Here is a 19,932-nt window from a genome sequence, read left to right as displayed (position 1 = left end):
GGCACGTCCCACGCCCACCGCCGGGCGCACACCGGGCGCACCACCCGACGAGGAGAGAAAGACATGGCCCAGATCGACTACGACAAGGTCAACGAGGTCGCGGAGTCCTACCGCACCGACATGGTGGCCTTCCTGCGCGCCCTGATCAAGAACAAAGGCGTCAGCTGCGAAGAAGAAGCCAAAGCACGGCTGATCATCGCCGAGATGGAGAAGCTCGGCTACGACCGCACCCGCATCGACGGGCTGGGCAGCGCCGTCGGCTACCTGGGCTCCGGGCCGAAGGTGGTCTGCTTCGACGGGCACATCGACACTGTCGGCGTCGGCAATATCGACAACTGGGACTTCGATCCCTTCGACGGCTTCGAGGACGACGAACTCGTCGGTGGGCGCGGCGGAACCGACCAGCTCGGCGGAGTGGTCGCCTCCGTCTACGGCGGCAAGATCGCCAAGGATCTCGGGTTGCTCTCCGACAAGTACACCTACATGGTCACCGGGACCGTGCAGGAAGAGGACTGCGACGGCATGTGCTGGCTCTACCTCATCGAGGAAGAGAACGAACGCCCTGACCTGGTCGTCTCCACCGAACCCACCGATCACGGCATCTACCGCGGACACCGCGGCCGCATGGAGATCCGCGTCGAGGTCGACGGCGTCTCCTGTCACGGTTCTGCTCCTGAACGCGGTGACAATGCCATCTACAAGATGGCCGAGATCCTGCTAGAGGTCCGCGACCTGAACGACAAACTTCACGTCGACGACTTCCTCGGCAAGGGCACGGTCACCACCTCGGAGATCTTCTTCACCAGCCCCTCACGCTGCGCGGTGGCCGACTCCTGCGCCATCTCCCTGGACCGACGCCTGACCGACGGTGAGACCTGGCAGGGCGCCATCGAGGAGATCAAAGCGCTACCCAGCGTGCAGAAGTGGGAAGCTCGCGTCTTCTGCTACGACTACAAGAGCACCGCGTGGACCGGCAAGGAGTACGGCCAGCAGTGCTACTTCCCGACCTGGGTCATCCCCGAGGACTCCCCGGAGATCCAGTCGGCCGTCGAAGCCCACCGCGGCCTGTTCGGCGAGCCCCGCGTCGACAAGTGGACCTTCTCGACCAATGGCGTCGCGACCGCCGGGCGTCACCAGATCCCCACGATCGGCTTCGGTCCCGGCAAGGAGGCCCAGGCCCACGCCCCCAACGAACTGCAGTGGAAGGACGACCTGGTGCGCTGCGCCGCCTTGTACAGCATCCTGCCGACGATCTACTGCGAGCAGGCCGGCGAGGAGAAGACGGTCGTCTCCCAGCTCTGAGAGCACACCGTCGGGGTCGGCTTCGGGCGGGGGAAGGCCGACCCCGGCATCCTGCTTGCCTTCGACACGCCTCTCCACCGGAAGGAACCGTCTGCCATGTCCTGCATCCCCGTCTCCTGGGGCGGTCATGCTCTCGACACCGCTGTCGACGAACTGGTCGAAGGCCTGCGGGGCGAGGCCGACCCCCGGGGCGTGATCTGATGTCGGCGACGGCGACCGATGGCACGGTACGTCGCGGTGTGGTCGCCGGTTACCGGTGTGCCACGTGCGGTGCGACGGTCGCCGTCGACCGGATCCATCCGTGGCGCTGCCCGTCTGCAGCGGCCGGAGACTGTCACCACGTCCTGCATCCGGTGGTGTCGGGGCCGGACCCCGAGGAGATCGACGATCCGAACCCCTTCGTCCGGTACGGCCGTTCGCTGGCGTGGTGGGCTTTCGCCCGCGCCCGCGGCATGTCCGAGGAGACCTGTCTCTCACTGACCAGGGAGGTGGCCTCGGGTTTTCGTGTGACTCCTTTCGGCCCGCACCCGGTGTTGTCGGAGCGGCTCGGCGTCGAGCTGTGGGTGAAGGACGAGACCGGGAATGTGGGCGGCTCGCACAAGGCTCGCCATCTGGTCGGGATTCTGTTGCACCTGCGGGCAGCCGAAGAGTTGGGGTTGGTAGAGGGGCCCCGTCCACCGTTGGCGATCGCATCCTGCGGGAATGCGGCGATAGCTGCCGCCACTTTGGCGAAGGCAGCCCGATGGCCGATCCAGGTGTACGTACCGCAGGCCGCTTCGTCGACGGTCATGCAGGCTCTCACCGACCTCGGCGCGGTGGTCAACGCCTGCCCACGTATGCCTGGGGTGCCCGGTGATCCTGCAGTGGCGGCTTTCCGTGCCGCGGTGGCCGAAGGTGCGATTCCGTTCAGTGTCCAGGGCCCGGAGAACGGTTTGTGCCTGGATGGTGGACGGACCATCGGCTGGGAGATGGGCGCAGCCTTGGCTGCCCCTGCCCGTGTCGTGATCCAGGTCGGTGGAGGCGCTTTCGCTGCCTGTGCTGCGTGGGGCCTGGGCCCGCAGCACCGCATCGACTGTGCACAGACCGAGGGCGGGGCCCCGCTGGACCGGGCGTGGCGGCTGGCCGAGGGTGTGCCCACGGAGCTGCTCGGCAGCCGGTGGCCGGAGTTCATGACGCCCTGGGAGAGCCCGGGATCACTGGCCGACGGCATCCTCGACGACGAGACCTACGACTGGCAGGCCGATATCGACGTCATGCGCGCCTCAGGCGGTCGGCCGATCGTCGCCGCCGAGGAACAGGTACAGGAGGCCTTCGCCCTGGTCCAGGCCTTGGACGAGCGGATCTCCCCGACCGGGACGGCAGGTCTGGCGGCGCTCCTCCCCGGGGCGGGAGCGGGCAGCGGCATCACACCGGGTGAGCGGGTCGTCGTCGTCTTCTCCGGGGTTCGACGCTAGTCCAGAGATTTCATCCGCGATGTAGACGACACCGCGAGAAATGCTCTTGAGCTGCGCGGGTACCGGTTATTGAGGCGGCTAGGGTCACAGTTCGACGGGCGTTTCTCAGGTGGTTCAGCGTGCCGACCCTTGCCCCATCCGAGTCGAGGCCGTCGCCGCTCCTGTTGCTCACCCATTCGGGCGGGGTGCTGCTGACACGCACCGGGCGTTCGCGGGCCTGGATACCCCGCTCAGGGACGCATTGTCGCTGTGGCGGAAACCGTTGGACAGGCCTGATCCCGCAAAAATCATGCTGAATCAAGCATATCATCATAAATCGTTTAAACATGAAATATACGCCACATCTAATACTTCTATAATTTTATATAGTAAAAAAAGTAAATTTCCATCTGATTCATTTCATGCGTATACTCTACATGTCAGCCGCAAGCCACGGAGGCGCACGGGCTCACGACGGCAGCGATCCGGACCTACTGGAAGTGGAACTGGAGCCAAACAGTCATGGAGATAAAAAGCACAGGCAGGTGCGCAATCTTTTTCGCAATCACGCTGGCGGCGATGATGGCTATTTCTCAAGTGGCTGGAAAATCCAATCCTACAGTGGGGGCAATCTCTTTCATTATTGCCTTCATGATATCCATCGCCTGGCTGGGCCTCGCCATCAAGGATGGCATTTCTTATCACAATGAAGTAGCCCACGATCACTAATAGATAATGCGAGTTCGCATAGAATAATTTGCCTTTGGGTGGTGCGCCGTAGAAGTCGACACGAAATTTCCCTGCAGGTGGCAAGGTCCTTGATGCAATAGGGGACTCAGCTCGAGTCAGAGCTTCTCAAGGTGTGGGCCATGACGAACGCTGCCCTGGAACGCACCTGGGGGTAGCCAGGTGCAGGGTGGAGCGGGTTGGCCGCCTACGCCGTCCTTTTTCTGGCAATTGGGCTGCGCCGCGCAGCTCGCCGGGAGGGGCGAAGGGGTATCAGTGCTTCTTGAACTGGGAGTTCCCAGTCTGTGCAGCAGACAGATAAGACCATCCACCACCGCATCAGATGTCTCAGAGGTAGACATGGAAAAGAGTACGCGGGAAACCCTCAGGCGTTACAACAGATCCATGTTCGTCGGTTGGGGTCTGATCTTCGGGGTGGCCGTCGGTTCGACGCTCTCCATCGGCCCGTTGGGCGGCGCCCTCCTCGGTGCCGCTCTGGGCGCGTTAATTGAGTGGAAGAGGGGCACTGACAAGGGCGCCGTGAAAGCGGAGCAATTCTGACTGAGCGTGAGCCGTCGACACGACGGTGACATCCGGTCGTTGTCGAGCCTGTCAGTCGCTCGCCGGGTCGAGATGAGGTAGGCCATCGACGTCGACGATGCGGTAGGTGCAGTCCTGTTCCGCGAGGAAGCGCTGCCTGTGAGCTGCGAACTCGGCGCCCACTGACCTGGATCGCCGCGGAAGCTTCAGGCAGGTCGACGGAGAAGTTCGCACCTTGGACACGACCAGAGTGGCGACCTCACCGTGGCTGAAGGAGTCGAAGAGTTTTCTGGCGCTGGACGACGTGAGTTTCCCCGGCGATGAGGCCAGCCCCGAGCTGCTCGGCCATGGTGCGCAGCTGGTCGAGATATTGCCCGATGAGGGAGAAGACTTCGGACTCGCAGCCGTCCTCGCAGATGAGCGTCGCGGTCAAGCCGAGGCGGCGGCTCGCCTGCAGGTCGGGGGTCATACTGTCCGTACGGCGGCTGTCCGTAGCTCCGGCCCTGCGATTGGTATAGCGGGGGTCAGCTGGCGCTGACCGTACTGCGAAAGATTATGGCCATAGCAGTCCTCGTCGCATGTAGGAGGGTTTCCGGCGTTACCCCCGGCAGTGCCTACGTGCCCCATCGACTCGGCCAGGCCGTGCCGGTTCAAGGTGTGGACCAGCTTCCTCATCCGAAATCGCGATCCTCTGTCCGAGTGAACGATGCAGTCGGCCACATCACTGTGATGGACCACAGCCTTCTCGACCGCATTCCCCGCCAGCCGCGCATTCATCCGCGATTCCGCCGAGTAGCCCACGATCCAGCCTGAGCAGGCATCCTTGACCGCACACAGATGAAGCTTGTCCTCAGCGGTGGATTGTTCCGTCATGTCGGTGAGCCACAGCTCATTGAGTCGCTCGGCGGTGAAGATGCATTGCACCAGGTCATCGTGGACCGGCCCGCTCAGGTGCCACCTACCATTGCAGCTATGACCGGCATCAGTTCAGTTCAAGGGTGCTTCTCAGGTGGTTCAGCGTGCTGGCCCTTGCTCCAAGTCCGAGTCGAGGCCACCGCCGCGCCTGTGGCCGGCCATGAGGGCGAGATACTGTTGACACGCACCAGGCGTCCGCGGGCCTGGAGACCCCGCTCAGGGACGGATTGTCGCTGTGGCGGAAACCGTTGGACAGACCTAATCCCGTAAAAGTCACGCAGATAAAAAGCACTGGTAAGTACGCAATCTCTTTCATTATTGCCTTCATGATATCCATCGCCTGGCTGACCCTCGCCATCAAGGATGGCATTTCTCATCACAATGAAACGATCCACGATCGTCGCCGAAATGCCGTTGACCAAGCCGGAAGACTCCCCTGACGAACAGGACTGACCGCTCACCTGGATTGCATCGACGCCAAAGCCTCTGGCCACCGCCTGTCCAGCACCGCGCCACCCCAACGGCATCCGACCCAAAGGACCCCCGTCCCCCAGAGCGGGCCGACAAACAGTGACACCAGCCCTACCCCTGAAGAACCCTGCAGGACAACGAACACCAGAAGCATCACCGGCAACAAACACACGACGGCTCCGAGGAAATACATCAAGGTCACCACCAACGAGCTGGTCTTCTCCCCGCTGCCCGACTGGAAAACATTCCCACCCGAAGGCGGCACCTGCCATTGTGCGAACGAACTCGCCCAAGCAGACACCCCCAACCCGGTGAACAACACACAGAAGGTCACACCGGTCACGACGAAGAACTGCCCCATATCCGACGCGAAGAACACCGTGGCCACTAGCGCGAGCAGGACCAGCGGGCTGGTCAACAACAGATGCGCCCAGACCCGCCCCCACCGGTCGTCGCTTCCGGGCAGTGCGGACAAGACATGGATGTGGGCCGCAGTCCCATCCATCGCCAAGCTGCTGAGCAGCAGCACCCCCGCCATCGCCGCCACCACGGGCCCCGACATCGCCGCGGCGAAGGAAGCATCACCCTCCGAGAACGACCCGGCCACCCACGTGGGAGCCATCATGATCAGCGGCAAGGCCGCCGTGCTGATCAGCTGCACCTTCATCCTGGTGTCTCGCAGGAAAGTACGTACCACCCGGGCTGCGACGGCACCCCGCGGTGTCAGCCCGAAAAGCTGTTCCAGGCGTCCCTTGTCCCGGATGATCTCGGCCCGGCCCTCACCGGCCCCTGGAGCCAGGAGCGCACGGTCCAAAGAATGCTCCCACCATCGGAACAGCAGGAAAGCCAAAGCACAGGCCAACCCCAGATGCACCAGGGCGAGGACAGGACGGCCCGTCGCCAGGTCGTAAGGCACCGACCACGCCCACCCGAAGGGCGACCACGACGCGAATCCCACGATCACCCGCGCCGAATCCGACGGCTGCCCTCCCTGGAAGAGCAAGGGCACTGCTTTCACCGCGAGCTGCATCCCTATCCCGAGGAACATCGCACCCAAAGCCACCACCGCCGCTGCTTTCTCCTTGGTACGCCGAGAACTCAACGACCCGAAGAGCGCGGTGGTCAACATTCGGCTCATCAGAATGCAGGTCACCGCGCCGAGAGGCACCGCGACCACAGCAGCCACCGTGGTCACCAGGCTTGTACTCCAGACCATGACCAGGCACAGCGAGAGCACCAGCAGCGCAGCCCCAGGCGCACCGATGAAGGAGGCGACGACCAGGCCCGGCAGCAACCGGCGGGCAGTCAACGGGAACAACGCGAACCGCGCCGGATCGAGGGTCTCGTCCACACCGAAGAAGAGCAGAGGAAGGAAAAGCCAGCCGAAAGTGACCAGAGCGAACGCCGGGACGACCACCGTCCCCAGTGCAGCGCTGTCCACGCCACGAGCGAAGACGAGAAGCAGACCGAGCGGAAGCACGATCGATCCGGCCCACAGATAGGCCAGCACCATCCCGAAGGCGGACCACCCGCTACGCCGGAACGACCGGCCCAGCAGGGCCAGTTTCAGTCGGACGAGGACTGCAACCATGTCAGACCGCTTTCTTCATCGCCGGACGAAACACCGACCAGGGCCAGGAAACGCTCCTGCAACGACACGCCTTGGCAGACGTCCTGAGTGGCACCGACGGCCAGTACCTGCCCGTTGGCGATGACTCCGACACCGTCACAGAGATGTTCGACCAGCTCCATGACATGACTGGAGAGCACCACGGTCCCTCCTGAACGGACGTAGCTGCGCAGGATCGTCCGGATCACCTCCCCGGAGACCGGGTCGACCGATTCGAAAGGTTCGTCCAGGACGAGCAGACCTGGGGCGTGGAGGAGTGCGCAGGCCAGAGAGATCTTCTTGGTCATCCCGGCGGAATAGTCCGCGACGACGGTGTCCGCATCACCGGACAGCCCCAGAGCGTCCAGGAGATCGGCACTGCGCCGGTCGATCTCGGCAGGGTCCATGCTCCGCAACAGGCCCGTGTAGCGCAGGAGTTCACGCCCGGAAAGCCGGTCGAAGAGTCGCATCCCGTCAGCCATCACCCCCATCAAGGCCTTGGCCTTGGCCGGTTCGGCCCAGACGTCGTGCCCGAGGACATGGGCGGTCCCCACATCCGGGCGTAACAGCCCGGTCGCCATGGACAAGGTCGTCGTCTTGCCTGCGCCGTTCGGACCGACCAGCCCGAAGAGCACCCCCTTGGGGACGGCCAAGTAGAGCTGGTCGACAGCAGCCTTGTTACCGAAGGACTTCCCTAATCCTGCAAGTTCCAAGGCCTGAGTCATGAGGTTCAGTCAAACATGCGAATCAACGCCGGGGTCTTTTCCAGGCCGATGTCGCTCTGGAAAAGACCCCCGGCGTCGTGAGTTACATGCGGGCCCAGATCCTGGGGGCGCGAGCGCGGGAGCGGGCGAAAAGTTCTGCCTCGTCGACGGTGAGGATCTGTCGGTTCCGCATGATCCATTTCCCGGCGACCATCGTGTCGTGGGTGAGCGCGCCGGCCATCCCGAAGAGCAGGTGTCCCAGGGCGTTGTCGCCGTTCAGGGGCGTTTGCGGCAGGTAGTCCTGGGTGATGACATCCGCATAGGCGCCCGGGGCGAAGACTCCGAGAGGTTTCTTCCAGTACTGGGCGGCGATGGCCGGGTTGTTCTGGAAGAGCAGGGTGGCCGCTTCCATGAAGCCTACGGTCGGGTCGCCGAGTCGGTGGCTCTGGGCGATCTTCGCCACGGAGGCCGAGGCCAACATGTCGGACAGGTAGGCGTCGGTGCCCAGGCCGCAGCGGATACCGGCCCGGAGCAGTTCGACGACCTTGGTCACGCCGACGGCATTGCCCATGTTGGAGTGGGGGTTGGTGACGACGGAGGTGTCGGTCTCCTTGATGAGTTCCCGTTCGGACTCGTCGATGTGGACGCAGTGCACCAGGATCGTCCGGGGGCCGAGGATCCCGGCGTCGTGGAAACGTCGGACGATGCGCTGTCCGGTGAGTCCTTCACAGGCCGGTTCGTCCTCGGGGCCTTCGGCGGTGTGGACGTGGAAGCCGTCGACACCCGCGTCACGGACGGCGGTCACGCAACGTTCCAGGGTCTCCGGGGAGACGGTGAACGAGGCGTGGAGACCGAAAAGCCCTTTGACCAGGTCGTCGGAGGATGCTGCGGCCTCCTTCATGAAGGAGATGTTCTCCGCGATCTGTCGGGCGAGGATCTCCGGTCCGTCCCGGTCCGAGGTTTCGTAGCAGAGGCTGGCGCGGATGCCGAGCGCTCGGGCTGCTTCGGCTTGGGTCGTCAACGACCCGGTGACGGCGTACGGGCTGGAGTGGTGATCGACGACGGTGGTCACGCCATTGCGGATCGATTCGACGAAGGTCGTGGACGTGTTGAGCTCGACGTCCTCGAGTTCGAGCAGTCGGTCGAGTTTCCACCAGAGTTTCTCGAGCACCCCGGTGAAGGTGGTGCCCTGTTCGCTGGCCGCCATGCCTCGCGCGTAATGGCTGTAGGCGTGGGTGTGTGCATTGATCAGGCCGGGCATGATGACTCGCCCGGCCACGTCGACGTATTTCTCCTCGGGGTGAGCAGCTCGCAGTTCGGTGTCCGGGGCGACATCGACGATGGTGTCGCCCTCGATGCGGATCGCGCCGTTCTCGATGAAGGGGTTGTCCGGGTCGTGGGTGATGACCGGGCCATTTCCGATGATCATGTCGTCACGCCTTCACGGTGGGGGCCAGCAGGTAGGAGTAGCGGCTCTCGAGTTGGTCGAGAACAGCCGCCATCTCGACGGTCAACGGGTCTGCCGTGCCGGTGTCCTGTTCCCGGTCGTACCGGGTGACGTCGCCGCCGGGCAGCCTGACCAGGTAGGCGCGTCCACCGGTGTGCAGGAAGCCGGGGTTGGTGGATTCCTCGAAGTCGGACTGATTCCAGAAGACGGTGAGCTTGTCCTTGTAGGGCAGTCCGGCGTGCGGGCAGAAGGTGCCGCAGGTGTGGCATTCGTTGCACAGCCCGTCGAGGTGGACGATCTGGCGGGAGTCCGCGAAACCGGGTACGGCTATGGCGACATTCGCCCGGTTAGGGCAGACCTCGGTGCAGATCTCGCAGATGTCCTGGCAGGTCAGGCAGCGTTCTCCTTCCTTGCGTCCGTTGATCTCGGCGATCATCAGCCCACGGCGGGCGTAGACGTCCGCGGCGGGGCGGTGCACGGTGAGATGCGGACGGGCGTAGTCGGGCACGATGCCCTCTGATTCGAGGATGGCCCGGCAGGCGACCTTCGCGTCGGCGATGGCCTGCACGATGGTGGCCGGACCACGTCGTCCGTCGCCGATCACGTGGACCCCGGGCACGGTGCATGCGAGGTGGTCGTCGACGACGGGGTGTCGGCGGGCGTCGAGTTCGATTCCGTTGCGGGTGTAGTCACCGCTGCGAACGGTGGCGCCGGTCGCACCGATGACGGTGTCGAAGGGCATGTCGAGGTGTTCGCCGGTGCCGGTGGCCGAGCGTCGTCCGCTGGCGTCGACCGGCCCGAGTGTCATCTTCTCGACGCGCAAGGTGTTGCCGTCGTAGGAGACCGGAGCGATGAGTTCGTGCATGGTGAGGCCTTCGGCGCGCACCGTGTTGACCTCGTGCTGGGTGGCCGGCATGAAAGGTTCGGTACGCCGGTAGACCAGCTCGGCCGCCTCGACTCCGGGCCAACGAGCAGCCGTGCGTACGCAGTCCATGGCGACATCACCGGCGCCGATGACGGCGACCCTGCGGCCGTAGTCGTGTCCGTCCTCGTTCTGGGTCTGCCACAGGAAGTCGAGTGCGTCCAGGACATGTTCTTGTCCTTCTCGGACGGGGCTCTGCCCCTTCCCCCAGGCGCCGATGGCCACGACGACGTGGCTGTACTCCTTCTTCAGCTCGACGACGTCGAAGTCGGGGTCTGCCTCGAAATGGAACTGCACTCCCAGGGATGTGGCTAGGCGGTAGTCGCGGTCGATCTGTTCCCGGTCGATACGGAAGCCGGGAATGATGTGGCTGACGATGCCGTACGGGTGACTGAGTTTCTCGAAGACCTCGACCTCCATCCCGTTGCGACGCAGGAAGATCGCCGCTGCGATTCCGGCCGGTCCGGCACCGATGACGGCCGTTCTCGCCGTGGTGCGCAGGTCCGGGCTCACGGTGCGCGCGATGTACTCCTCCTGGGCGCCGTCGGCAGCGGTCAGCTTGACCCCGCGCATGTCGATGGAGATGTCGTAGTCGAGGCGGGTGCAGTGTTCCCGGCACTGTTCGGAACAGAGCACCCCGGTCACGGTCGGTGAGGTGTTGTCGAGGGCGATCACGGAGAAGGCCTCGGTGAACCGGCCTGCTGCCGTCAACGCCAGGTATTCGGGGATCTGTTGTTCGACCGGGCATCCTCCGTGTTCGCAGGGCGCTTTGAAGCAGTCGGTGAGCGGGAGCGCCGTCGAGGTCTTCCGCGAGCGGATCTTCTCCCGCCACCGTTTGTGGTACCGCTCACCGGCGAAAAGGTCTTCCACCGCCTGGTCGAGCGCGTCGACGTCGATGCCGCTGTAGTCCGACATGGCTCCGGCGGCCTCATCGGCGAGCTGGTTGAACCGGGTGACCCCACCGGGTTTCAGGATGGTGGTGGCCACAGTGACCGGTTGGATGCCGGTGCGCAGGACCTGGGCGATGTTGAAGGCGTCGATCCCTCCGGAGAAGGAGATCGGCAGCTTTCCTTCGAAGGCGTGCGAAAGTTTCTGCGCCAGAGAGAGGGACAGGACGTACAGGCTCCGCCCCGACATGTACATCTCTTCGGAGGGAAGCTCGTCCGCGGCGACCTGGACCGGGAAGGTGTTGGTGAGCTTCACCCCGAAACGCAGACCGTTCTCCTGCGCGACCGCAGTCAGCCTGTGGAACATCGGGACCGCATCCTCGAACTGGAGGTCGGCGACGAAATGGTGGTCGTCGAAGGTGAGGTATTCGTATCCGAGCCGGTCCAGTGAGCTGCGCGCATAGTCGTATCCGAGCATCGTCGGATTGCCTTTGACGAAGGTGTTGAACCCCTTCTCCACCAACAGGTGGACGGCGATCCGTTCGATCTCGTCGGCAGGGCACCCGTGCAGGGTGGACAAGGTGACGGATCTGCTGAGGCGGGGGTCGATCCGATCGAGGTCTTCGCGGGTGAAATGGGTGAACTCGGAAAGGTGCTCCTCGACCCAGGAAAAGCATTCGTGCCACACCGGGGTGTTCGAGGCATCGGTGATCCGGTCGAGATAGGTGTCGATCTTCTCGCCTCGGATGCCCTCGAGGTCGTAGCCGACACTGATGTTGAAGGCGACGTCGTCCAGGCTCCCCAGTTCACATTCGCGGGAGAACACTGCGATGGCGAAGTAGGCGCGGACGTACTCGTCGAAGGCCTGGGGAACGGTCAGCTCGGTGGACCATTCGCAGTTGTATCCCTCGTCCTGCACGTCGATGCAGGGTTTGGGAACGGCCTGTCGGATCTCTTCGCCGTCCATCTTCTGCACGGTCTTGAGCTCCATGAAGCGGGCCCCGGCGAGATAGGAGGCCAGGATGTTGTGGGCCATCTGGGTGTTCGGCCCAGCGGCGGGGCCCAGCGGGAGCGCGAGCCGGTCCCCGAAGGCATTGGTGATCAGCCTCGGTTCGGTGGCTTTCCAGAAGTGGTCGCGGCGCACCCCGAAGATCGACCGGTCGGTTCGTAGTTCCTCCTGGGCCCACCTCATCAGGTGGTCGAAGGAGAGTGGTCGCATCAGGTCACCCATGTCGATGGTCCTCCGGGGTTGTGCTGTGGTGGCGGCGTGTTCGTGACGGTCAGGATGTGTGTTCGGGGTTCTTGGCCGGAGTTCTCCGGATCGTACGGGGCCTGGCCTGGCCGGCGGGTAGCGCGGCAAGACTGTGGTGGTCGACGGCGCGGGCCGGTGCGTGCGCGCGCAGGTGGGCGACGGGTGAGTCGGCGCCTTTGCCGAGCATGTTGAAGAAGATGTTCAACAGGAAGGCGACGAGCGCGCAGGCGCTGATCCCGGATTCGAGGACGAGGTGGATGCCGGAGGGGAGCTGGTTCCAGAAGCCGGGGACGACGCTGGGGATGACGCCGAAGGCGATGGACACGGCGACGATGAGCAGGTTGTTGTTGCCGTCGAAGTCGACTTTGGAGAGGGTGCGGATACCGGAGGCGGCGACGGAGCCGAAAAGGGCGAGTCCGGCGCCGCCGAGTACGGGTAGGGGGATCATGCCGATGACTGCGGCGAGCCAGGGGGAGAGTCCGAGGAGCGCGAGGATGACGCCGCCGGCGGTGACGACGTAGCGGCTCTTGACGCCGGTGAGGGCGACCAGTCCGACGTTCTGGGCGAAGGCGGTGGCGGGGAAGGTGTTGAAGACGGGGGCGAGGGTGGAGCTGAGCATGTCGGCGCGGAGTCCGTCGGCGACGCGTTTGCTGGGGCATTCGGTGCCGACGACTTCGGCGACGGCGACGATGTCGGCGGTGGTCTCGACCATGACGACGATGAAGACGATCAGCATGCTGATGATGGCGGCGCTTTCGAAGAGCGGCAGGCCGAAATGCATCGGGGTGGGAACTGCGAGGGGTTTCGCTGCGGTCAGGTCGGGAACGGCTACTTTTCCGAAGGGGATGGCCACGAGGGTGCCCAGGAGGAGCCCGAGGAGGACGGAGAGCCGGGCAACGCATTTGATGCGGCTGAGGACGAGGACGATCGCCAGCGCGCTCAGACCGAGTGCGAGGTCGGCGGTATTGGCGAATCGGGGGTTGGGTGTCCCGTTGAGCATGGGTTGTCCGGTGATCCATTTGGCGCCGACGGGCATGAGGGAGATGCCGATGACGGTGATGATGGAGCCGGTGACGACCGGGGGGAAGAATCTGATGATCTGGGCGAAGAGGGGGACGGCGAGGAAGGAGATGAGGCCGGCGACGATGCAGGCGCCGAAGGCGGAGCGTAGACCGTCGGTCTTGTCGTGGTGGGAGCTGATGATGGTCAGCAGGGTGGAGACCGAGGCGAAGGAGATGCCTTGGACGAGGGGGAGCCGGGAGCCGAGGTAGGGCAGTCCGTAGGACTGGAGGATGGTGGCGATGCCGCTGACGAAGAGCGCGCAGGAGAGCAGGAAGGCTTTTCCGGCGTGGTCGAGCCCTGCGGCGCCGCCGATGAGGATGGGCACGCTGATGATGCCGCCGAACATCGACATGATGTGTTGCATGCCGTAGCCGAGGAGTCCTCCCCAGCTCATGGTTTCGTCTTCGGGTCTGTCCGTGGGCGGGCGGGGTGTGGTTTCGTCGGGGCTTTCGGTGGCCTTGATCGACATGAACGTTCCTCCGCGGAGACTGCCCAAACTAAAACTAAGGACTACCTAACATTTGCCAATGGATGCTAGACATTGCTCATAGTCATTCTGCGCCGAAGTCGACCGGGACGTTCGTACGGATCCGCGAATGTGATTCAGTTCACTACTCCCGATAGGGTTTTGACTTCGAAATGCCCGGCGTATCCTGATCCACCCCATCCGTCAGGTCCTCGCAGGCAACGAGCCGCATCTCCGGACGACTCGACAGCCACGCACCCGCACCCCGATCACCGACCAAAGCCGCCGACAACTCCGGCAGGCAGTCACCGGGCAAGGACACCGGATGCCCCGGCTCACCGTGGTACCCGGCCCGCACCACAGACGCATCGACCGAAGCCGCCAGCACCCGACGGACCACCTCTGGACCGACACCTGGCAGATCCACCAGATGAATCACCAGCCGACTCGCACCTAGCCTCTGAGCTGCGGCGATACCGCTTCGAACCGAAGAGGACAGACCACTGCCCCAGTCCGGGTTGACCACGGCGACACCCGGCGGAGGAACCTCCACCACCGCCGCTCCGAGCACCACAAGTACGTGGTCGCATCCGCCCTCGGCCAGAGCTTCCACGGCCAGCCGAAGCCAGCCACCGTCCTGCGCCATCACCTTCGGCATCCCGAAACGACGGCCGCCGCCGGCAGCGAGCAGTACCCCGACCACCGGACCGACCACGTTCCGCCCCCTCTCATCACCACCGAGGAACATCAGCGAACCCCTCCCCTCACCCGGACACCTATCCCTATACTTTGGCTAAAGTTTCTCGGACCGGTCAGGGACGTGGGAGGACCATCGCCCTGACTTTTCCACGGCGAGCAGCGGCGCCCGCCTCTCACGGAGGAGCCCACGTGCGGGACATCATCGACGAACTCCACCGATGGAGTTCCACCGGTGTCGAATTCACCATCGCCACCGTCACTCGTACCTGGGACTCCTCGCCACGCCCCGCCGGCTCCAGCATGGCGCTGTCCGAGACCGGAGCGATCATCGGCAGTGTCTCCGGCGGCTGCGTCGAAGGAGCCCTGATCGAACTCAGCCGAGAGGTCCTCGCCGATGGACGCAGCCGCACCGCCCGATACGGGACGGAAGAGACCGATTTCTCCGTCGGCCTGGCCTGCGGCGGCAGCATCCAGGTGGTCGTCCACCGCGCCGACGACCACCTGAGAGGACTTCTGGAGGATCTGCACGCCGCCGTCCGAGGTCACCGCACCTGCGCCTTGGCCACCCGCATCCCCATCGCAGACACCGACGACGAGCCTGGCCCCCACCACCTCTTCATCGACCCGTCCGCCGCAACCGATCGATCCCTCACCGGAAGTCCGTTCCTCGACGCGAACCTGCGCGATCAGGCGCTGGCCCTCATCTCCGACGGCGGCACCGAACTGGTCCGGCTCTCCGGTGCACTCGAGAAGACCTTCCTGGTGGAGGCGCACCGTCCGTCACCCCGCATGCTGATCTTCGGTGCAGTCGACTTCGCCGTCGCACTCAGCCGTATGGGCACCTTCCTCGGGTACCACGTCACCGTCTGTGACGCCCGTGCCCCCTTCGCCACGGCAGAACGCTTCCCCGCGGCCGACGAGATCGTCGTCGACTGGCCCCACCGCTATCTCGACCGCACCGAGACCGACGATCACACCGTGATCTGCGTACTCACCCACGACCCCAAGTTCGATGTCCCTCTCCTGGTGCGTGCGCTTCGCAGACCCGCCCGGTACATCGGAGCCCTGGGCAGTCGGCGCACCCACGAGGACCGCGCCATCCGGCTCCGCCACGAAGGGCTCAGCGAGCAGGAACTCACCCGGTTACGCTCCCCCATCGGGTTGGACCTGCGAGGTCTCTCCCCTGAGGAGACCGCGGTGTCCATCGCTGCGGAAATCGTGGCCCTGCACCGCGGTGGCAGCGGGCTCCCCCTCAGCCGGACCACGGCGTCGATCCACGGGTCGACGGATTGAGCACCACTCTGAGTTGTACTGTCAAGGCGTCACATCCCTGGTCGGTCACCACCGACTGGTCGAACACCGTCGTTCGCGCAGGATCACGCCCAGGAAGACCCGCATGTCTACCATCGCCACACCCCGTCCACGACTACGCGCACCTGGGTTCGCCCAGCTGCAACGTCTCGGCAAGAGCCTGATGCTCCCCATCGCCTTGCTCCCGGCAGCGGGGATCCTGCTCCGTCTGGGGCAGCCCGATGTGCTGGGATCGATAGACATCCCGGTGGTCGCACCCTTCTTCGCCGCGATGAGCGCGGCCGGCGGCGCGGTCTTCAAGAACCTTCCCTTGCTTTTCGCTGTCGGGGTCGCCATCGGTTTCTCCAAGAAGGCCGACGGTTCGACCGCTTTGTCCGCAGTGGCCGGATACCTGGTCATCGACGCCGTCTTCACCTCGATGTCCCCGGTCGTACTGGCCGGGCAGGTCGACGCCGCAGGCAAACCCGTGCTGATCAACTACCACATCTTCGCGGGCATCGTCGTCGGCCTGATCACTGCGCGGCTCTTCGACCGCTATCACACCATTCAGCTGCCTGCCTATCTCGGCTTCTTCGGCGGGCGCCGTTTCGTCCCCATCGTGGTCTCCTTGACGACCTTGTTCGTCGGTTTCCTGATGAGCTACTGCTACCCGCTGTTCAACTCAGCGCTGACCGGGACGGGGCAGTTCATCGGCGGCACCGGCGTGATCGGGGCTTTCGTCTACGGAGTGGTCAACCGGTTACTCATCCCCCTGGGCCTGCACCACATCCTGAACACCTATGTCTGGTTCATTTACGGCGAGTACCCCGCTGCCGGTGGTGTCGTCACCGGCGAACTCACTCGCTTCGCCGCCAATGACCCCACTGCCGGCCGTCTCACCGCCGGGTTCTACCCGATCCTGATGTTCGGGTTGGCCGGAGCCGCATTGGCCATGATCCACGCGGCCAGGCCTGGGCAGAAGAAGCTCGCCACCGGAATCCTCTCCGCGGCAGCCGCGACCGCTTTCCTCACCGGTGTGACCGAACCGCTGGAGTTCGCCTTCATGTTCGCCGCTTTCCCGCTCTACCTCATCCACGCCGTCCTCACCGGTGTCTCCTTGGCCGTGGCCTATGCCCTGGACATCCATCTGGGCTTCTCCTTCTCGGCGGGGCTCATCGACCTGTTGCTCTTCGGGACGGCACCCGCGGCGAAGAACATCCCTTTGCTGATCGGCATGGGAGTCGTCTTCTTCTTCCTGTACTACGGGATCTTCCGGTTCGCGATCCAGCGGTGGGATCTGCGTTCACCGGGTCGGGAGTCGGATGATCAGCCTGCAGAGGCGCCGCCGGCGGATGGGCAGCAGACCGATGAGGAGCGCAAGGGCACCGAGCAGGCGCCGGCGGGCGGAGAAACCGCGAACTCCCAGGCTGAGGAGCTGATCGCGGCCTTTGGCGGCCGGTCGAACCTGATCGATGTCGATGCCTGCATCACCCGGCTCCGGGTCGAGGTCGTTGACAAGAAGAAGGTCGACAAAGCCCGGCTGAAGGTTCTGGGCGCGGCGGGGGTCATCGAGGTCGGCAACAACGTCCAAGCTGTTTTCGGGGTCCAGGCCGATGCGCTGAAGAGCGATATCAACGCTGCCCTGAGTGCGGGTTCTGCCTGAGATAGTCGCCACCGCTGTCGTCATCACGCACGTCAGACACATGGGTCTGCTGCATAAGTTCATGTCTTCATGAACTTATGCAGCTAATTTTCGTGCTTGTCACATAGCGCTAGCCCCAATACCGTTCAGTTAGATGCCTGTGATGCTGATGGTTGGGTCGTCGACGGGCTCGTGATGCGGATGTACTGACCCGTGGGATCGAAGATTCGGAAATCTGTCATACCCCAGGGACGGTCTTGTAGAGCATCCTCGATCGGCCATCCAGCGGACTGGGCCCGCTCGTATTCCGCGTGGACGTCATCCATCTGCAGTACGATCTCGCTACCCACGGGCGGTTTACGTGAACGTGTGTCGGCCTGAGGGTCTCTGCTACATCCGACTCGCAGTTCCCCACGATGGACGGTCGTATCCTCCGCATCCGCGGGACAAGGCTCTTCGCTTAGAGTAAACCCCAAAACGGTTACGTAAAACTTCGCAGGGACCCGGACATCCTGATGGAATACTTCGTATCCATGTTTCATAGCTTGTTTTCCTCGCTTCTCTTTGAGGGGTCACTGTGAAAACCGGTAGTACGGCCCCGGGGTCAGCCGGGCGGACATGAGCGCTAGCCCGGAGATTTCGTGGTGTTGAGCGTGCCGTGACATGAGAAGTGCCCTTGACCTGCAAGGATGTTGATTTCGACGTCAGTATCCGCAGGATCAGAAGGGCACTTCCCAGGTGAGTAAGCGTAGCGGGCTCTACCCCCATGTCCGGGTCGACACCGCGGCGGTGCCAGCGGTCGCTCAGGCCGGTGGGGTCCTGTTGACAAAGACGGCGCGCGTATCGGGTCTGGACCGGGCGTTGAGTCAGGCACTGCTTCCGTGGCGGAAGCCGTTGGCCAGGCACGACCCGGCTAAGGTCCTGCTGGATCTGGGGATGTCACTGGCGTTGGGTGGGGACACCTGCCGGGACGCGGCCCTGTTGCGGGCCGAACCGGGGGTGTACGGGCCGGTCGCCTCAGACGCCACGATCTGCCGCACCATCGCCGCGCTGGCCGCCGACGTGGCTAGGGTCGAGAAGGCCGTTGCAGGTGCGCGGGCGGTAGCTCGCGCCCATGTGTGGGCGCTGGCCGGGCGGCACGCCCCGAACCACGGCATCGACGCCGCGAATCCGCTGGTCATCGACCTGGACGCCACGTTGGTGAGGGCCCACTCCGAGAAGGAGCAGGCCGCGCCAACCTTTAAACGTGGCTACGGGTTCCACCCACTGTGCGCCTTCGTCGACCACGGTCCCAAGGGGAGCGGGGAGGCGTTGGCGATGTTGCTGCGCCCGGGGAACGCCGGCTCGAACACGGCCGCCGACCATGAACATGTCATCAAGGCGGTCCTGGCCGCACTGCCCGACACCGATGCGTCCCGGCCTGGCAGGAAGGTGTTGATCCGCACTGACGGCGCCGGGGGCACTCGGAAGCTGTTGGGGTTCCTGCACCGCCGCGGCCTGTCGTACTCCATCGGCTGGACCCTGCCCGCGAACACCCCCGAGTTGTACAACCTGATTCCCGAGCAGGTGTGGCAGGGCGCGTACAACGCCGACGGCGCCGTACGCGAGGGTGCTGACGTAGCCGAGTTCACCGACCTGCTCACCGGCGCCGGCAAGCTGAAAGGCTACCCACCGGGGATGCGGATCATCGTGCGCCGGGAACGGCCCCACCCCGGCGCGCAACTGCGCTTCGATGACGTCGCCGGCTACCGGTTGACCGCGTTCGTCACCAACACCACCCGCGGGCAACTGGCTGACCTGGAGCTGCGCCACCGCCGCCGGGCCCGCTGCGAAGACCGCATCCGGATCGCCAAAGACACCGGCTTGACCAACCTGCCCCTGCAAGGCTTCGCGCAGAACCGCGTCTGGCTCCTGATCGTGCAGCTCGCGAACGATCTCCTGGCGTGGATGGCCATGCTCGCCCTGACCGGGCACGACGCGCGCCGGTGGGAACCCAAGACCCTGCGCCACCGCCTGTTCACCATCGCCGCCACCCTCGCGCGCACCGCCCGGCAACGGGTCCTCCACATCAAGAACACCGCCCCATGGGCCGGGCTGTTCACCACCGCGTGGACCAACCTGAGCGCACTGTCACCGCCTTGACCAGCGCACTCAACCAACCCCTACCAACCCCGAGACACCCTCGTTCGTGGAAAACGACGCCCACCGGCAGCGACATCCCGGCCACTGTCGTACCCACCTGCCAGAATTCACCCCACAACAACGGCAACGGCGCCGACTACACCGACGCCGCGCCCTGATGAAACATCCGGGCTAGGGCTACGAATCCCCCTGCGAGTGCATAGCCACTCACCTGTATATGAGCTACGGCAGCCCCGATCAGCGGGGGCCCAAGGATGGTTGCTCCCCCGAAGCCAAGATTAAACACGGCTAGATAACGGGACCGTTGACCAGGCGGAATGTGGGTGAGCATGAGACCTGACCCGCCAGCGCTGACGAACGGCTCGGCAACAGTGAAATCGAGGACCGTTTCGACCCCACGCCCAGGTCAGGCCTGATAACCTA

The 19,932-nt window shown here is 64.3% G+C and carries 16 protein-coding genes and 1 pseudogene; 8 read left to right on the top strand and 9 right to left on the bottom strand.

From position 1 onward, the window contains the following. The first annotated feature begins 63 nt into the window (after window positions 1–63). From DX923_RS06210 to DX923_RS06195, 4 genes are all read left to right on the top strand, one after another. On the top strand, window positions 64–1,302 hold the full coding sequence (locus tag DX923_RS06210) for a YgeY family selenium metabolism-linked hydrolase (protein WP_205413110.1): 1,239 nt from the start codon (window positions 64–66) through the stop codon (window positions 1,300–1,302). Between the two features lie 200 nt (window positions 1,303–1,502). Then, a complete protein-coding gene (locus DX923_RS06205) occupies window positions 1,503–2,756 on the top strand; it encodes a pyridoxal-phosphate dependent enzyme (protein ID WP_116113468.1) in 1,254 nt (417 codons plus the stop codon). A gap of 501 nt (window positions 2,757–3,257) precedes the next feature. After that, on the top strand, window positions 3,258–3,464 hold the full coding sequence (locus tag DX923_RS06200; RefSeq protein WP_116113467.1) for a hypothetical protein: 207 nt from the start codon (window positions 3,258–3,260) through the stop codon (window positions 3,462–3,464). Window positions 3,465–3,821: 357 nt separating this feature from the next. Next, the gene (locus tag DX923_RS06195) at window positions 3,822–4,022 is read left to right on the top strand and encodes a hypothetical protein (protein ID WP_116113465.1); all 201 of its coding nucleotides are present in this window, start codon (window positions 3,822–3,824) and stop codon (window positions 4,020–4,022) included. Between the two features lie 51 nt (window positions 4,023–4,073). Here the strand turns inward: DX923_RS06195 and DX923_RS06190 are convergent. The 8 genes and pseudogenes from DX923_RS06190 to DX923_RS06155 form a co-directional block, all read right to left on the bottom strand. Next, window positions 4,074–4,470, bottom strand: a pseudogene (locus DX923_RS06190) (helicase-related protein); the annotation flags it as partial. Continuing rightward, window positions 4,467–4,874, bottom strand: coding sequence for a DDE-type integrase/transposase/recombinase (locus DX923_RS06185; protein ID WP_430732299.1), 408 nt, complete (start codon window positions 4,872–4,874; stop codon window positions 4,467–4,469). The pseudogene DX923_RS06190 and the gene DX923_RS06185, both read right to left, overlap by 4 nt. Before the next feature lie 499 nt (window positions 4,875–5,373). Further along, window positions 5,374–6,978 (bottom strand): hypothetical protein, encoded by a 1,605-nt coding sequence (locus DX923_RS06180; RefSeq protein ID WP_116113461.1) that lies wholly within the window; start codon window positions 6,976–6,978, stop codon window positions 5,374–5,376. After that, a complete protein-coding gene (locus tag DX923_RS06175) occupies window positions 6,954–7,721 on the bottom strand; it encodes an ABC transporter ATP-binding protein (RefSeq protein ID WP_116113460.1) in 768 nt (255 codons plus the stop codon). Before DX923_RS06175 ends, DX923_RS06180 begins: the two co-directional genes overlap by 25 nt. Window positions 7,722–7,803: 82 nt before the next feature. Then, window positions 7,804–9,129, bottom strand: a complete 1,326-nt coding sequence (ssnA, locus tag DX923_RS06170; RefSeq protein ID WP_116113458.1) for a putative aminohydrolase SsnA — start codon at window positions 9,127–9,129, stop codon at window positions 7,804–7,806. 4 nt (window positions 9,130–9,133) lie between these two features. Continuing rightward, entirely contained in the window at window positions 9,134–12,187 is a 3,054-nt protein-coding gene (gene ygfK, locus DX923_RS06165) for a putative selenate reductase subunit YgfK (protein ID WP_116113456.1), read from the bottom strand. Between the two features lie 49 nt (window positions 12,188–12,236). Beyond that, window positions 12,237–13,739, bottom strand: a complete 1,503-nt coding sequence (locus DX923_RS06160; protein ID WP_116113454.1) for a nucleobase:cation symporter-2 family protein — start codon at window positions 13,737–13,739, stop codon at window positions 12,237–12,239. Window positions 13,740–13,881: 142 nt separating this feature from the next. After that, the gene (locus tag DX923_RS06155) at window positions 13,882–14,484 is read right to left on the bottom strand and encodes a nucleotidyltransferase family protein (protein ID WP_116113453.1); all 603 of its coding nucleotides are present in this window, start codon (window positions 14,482–14,484) and stop codon (window positions 13,882–13,884) included. 140 nt (window positions 14,485–14,624) lie between these two features. Between DX923_RS06155 and DX923_RS06150 the strand changes: the two genes are divergently transcribed. Continuing rightward, the gene (locus DX923_RS06150) at window positions 14,625–15,728 is read left to right on the top strand and encodes an XdhC family protein (RefSeq protein ID WP_116113451.1); all 1,104 of its coding nucleotides are present in this window, start codon (window positions 14,625–14,627) and stop codon (window positions 15,726–15,728) included. 103 nt (window positions 15,729–15,831) lie between these two features. After that, window positions 15,832–17,388 (top strand): PTS transporter subunit EIIC, encoded by a 1,557-nt coding sequence (locus DX923_RS06145; RefSeq protein ID WP_116113449.1) that lies wholly within the window; start codon window positions 15,832–15,834, stop codon window positions 17,386–17,388. 125 nt (window positions 17,389–17,513) lie between these two features. Here DX923_RS06145 and DX923_RS17120 read toward each other — a convergent pair whose 3' ends face one another. Then, window positions 17,514–17,909, bottom strand: a complete 396-nt coding sequence (locus DX923_RS17120; protein WP_116113448.1) for a VOC family protein — start codon at window positions 17,907–17,909, stop codon at window positions 17,514–17,516. A gap of 196 nt (window positions 17,910–18,105) precedes the next feature. On the opposite strand from DX923_RS17120, the gene DX923_RS06135 reads away from it, so the two are divergent. Together DX923_RS06135 and DX923_RS16130 are read left to right on the top strand one after the other, a co-directional pair. After that, window positions 18,106–19,509: an IS1380 family transposase gene (locus DX923_RS06135; protein ID WP_116113446.1), complete on the top strand. Its 1,404-nt coding sequence runs from the start codon at window positions 18,106–18,108 to the stop codon at window positions 19,507–19,509. Then, on the top strand, window positions 19,506–19,667 hold the full coding sequence (locus DX923_RS16130) for a hypothetical protein (protein ID WP_162872817.1): 162 nt from the start codon (window positions 19,506–19,508) through the stop codon (window positions 19,665–19,667). The genes DX923_RS06135 and DX923_RS16130 overlap by 4 nt, the downstream gene beginning before the upstream one ends. Window positions 19,668–19,932 lie beyond the last annotated feature (265 nt).

Source organism: Austwickia chelonae (assembly GCF_003391095.1).
GTDB classification, from domain to species: Bacteria; Actinomycetota; Actinomycetes; order Actinomycetales; family Dermatophilaceae; genus Austwickia; species Austwickia chelonae_A.
This window is presented reverse-complemented; position numbering and strand designations above follow the sequence as displayed.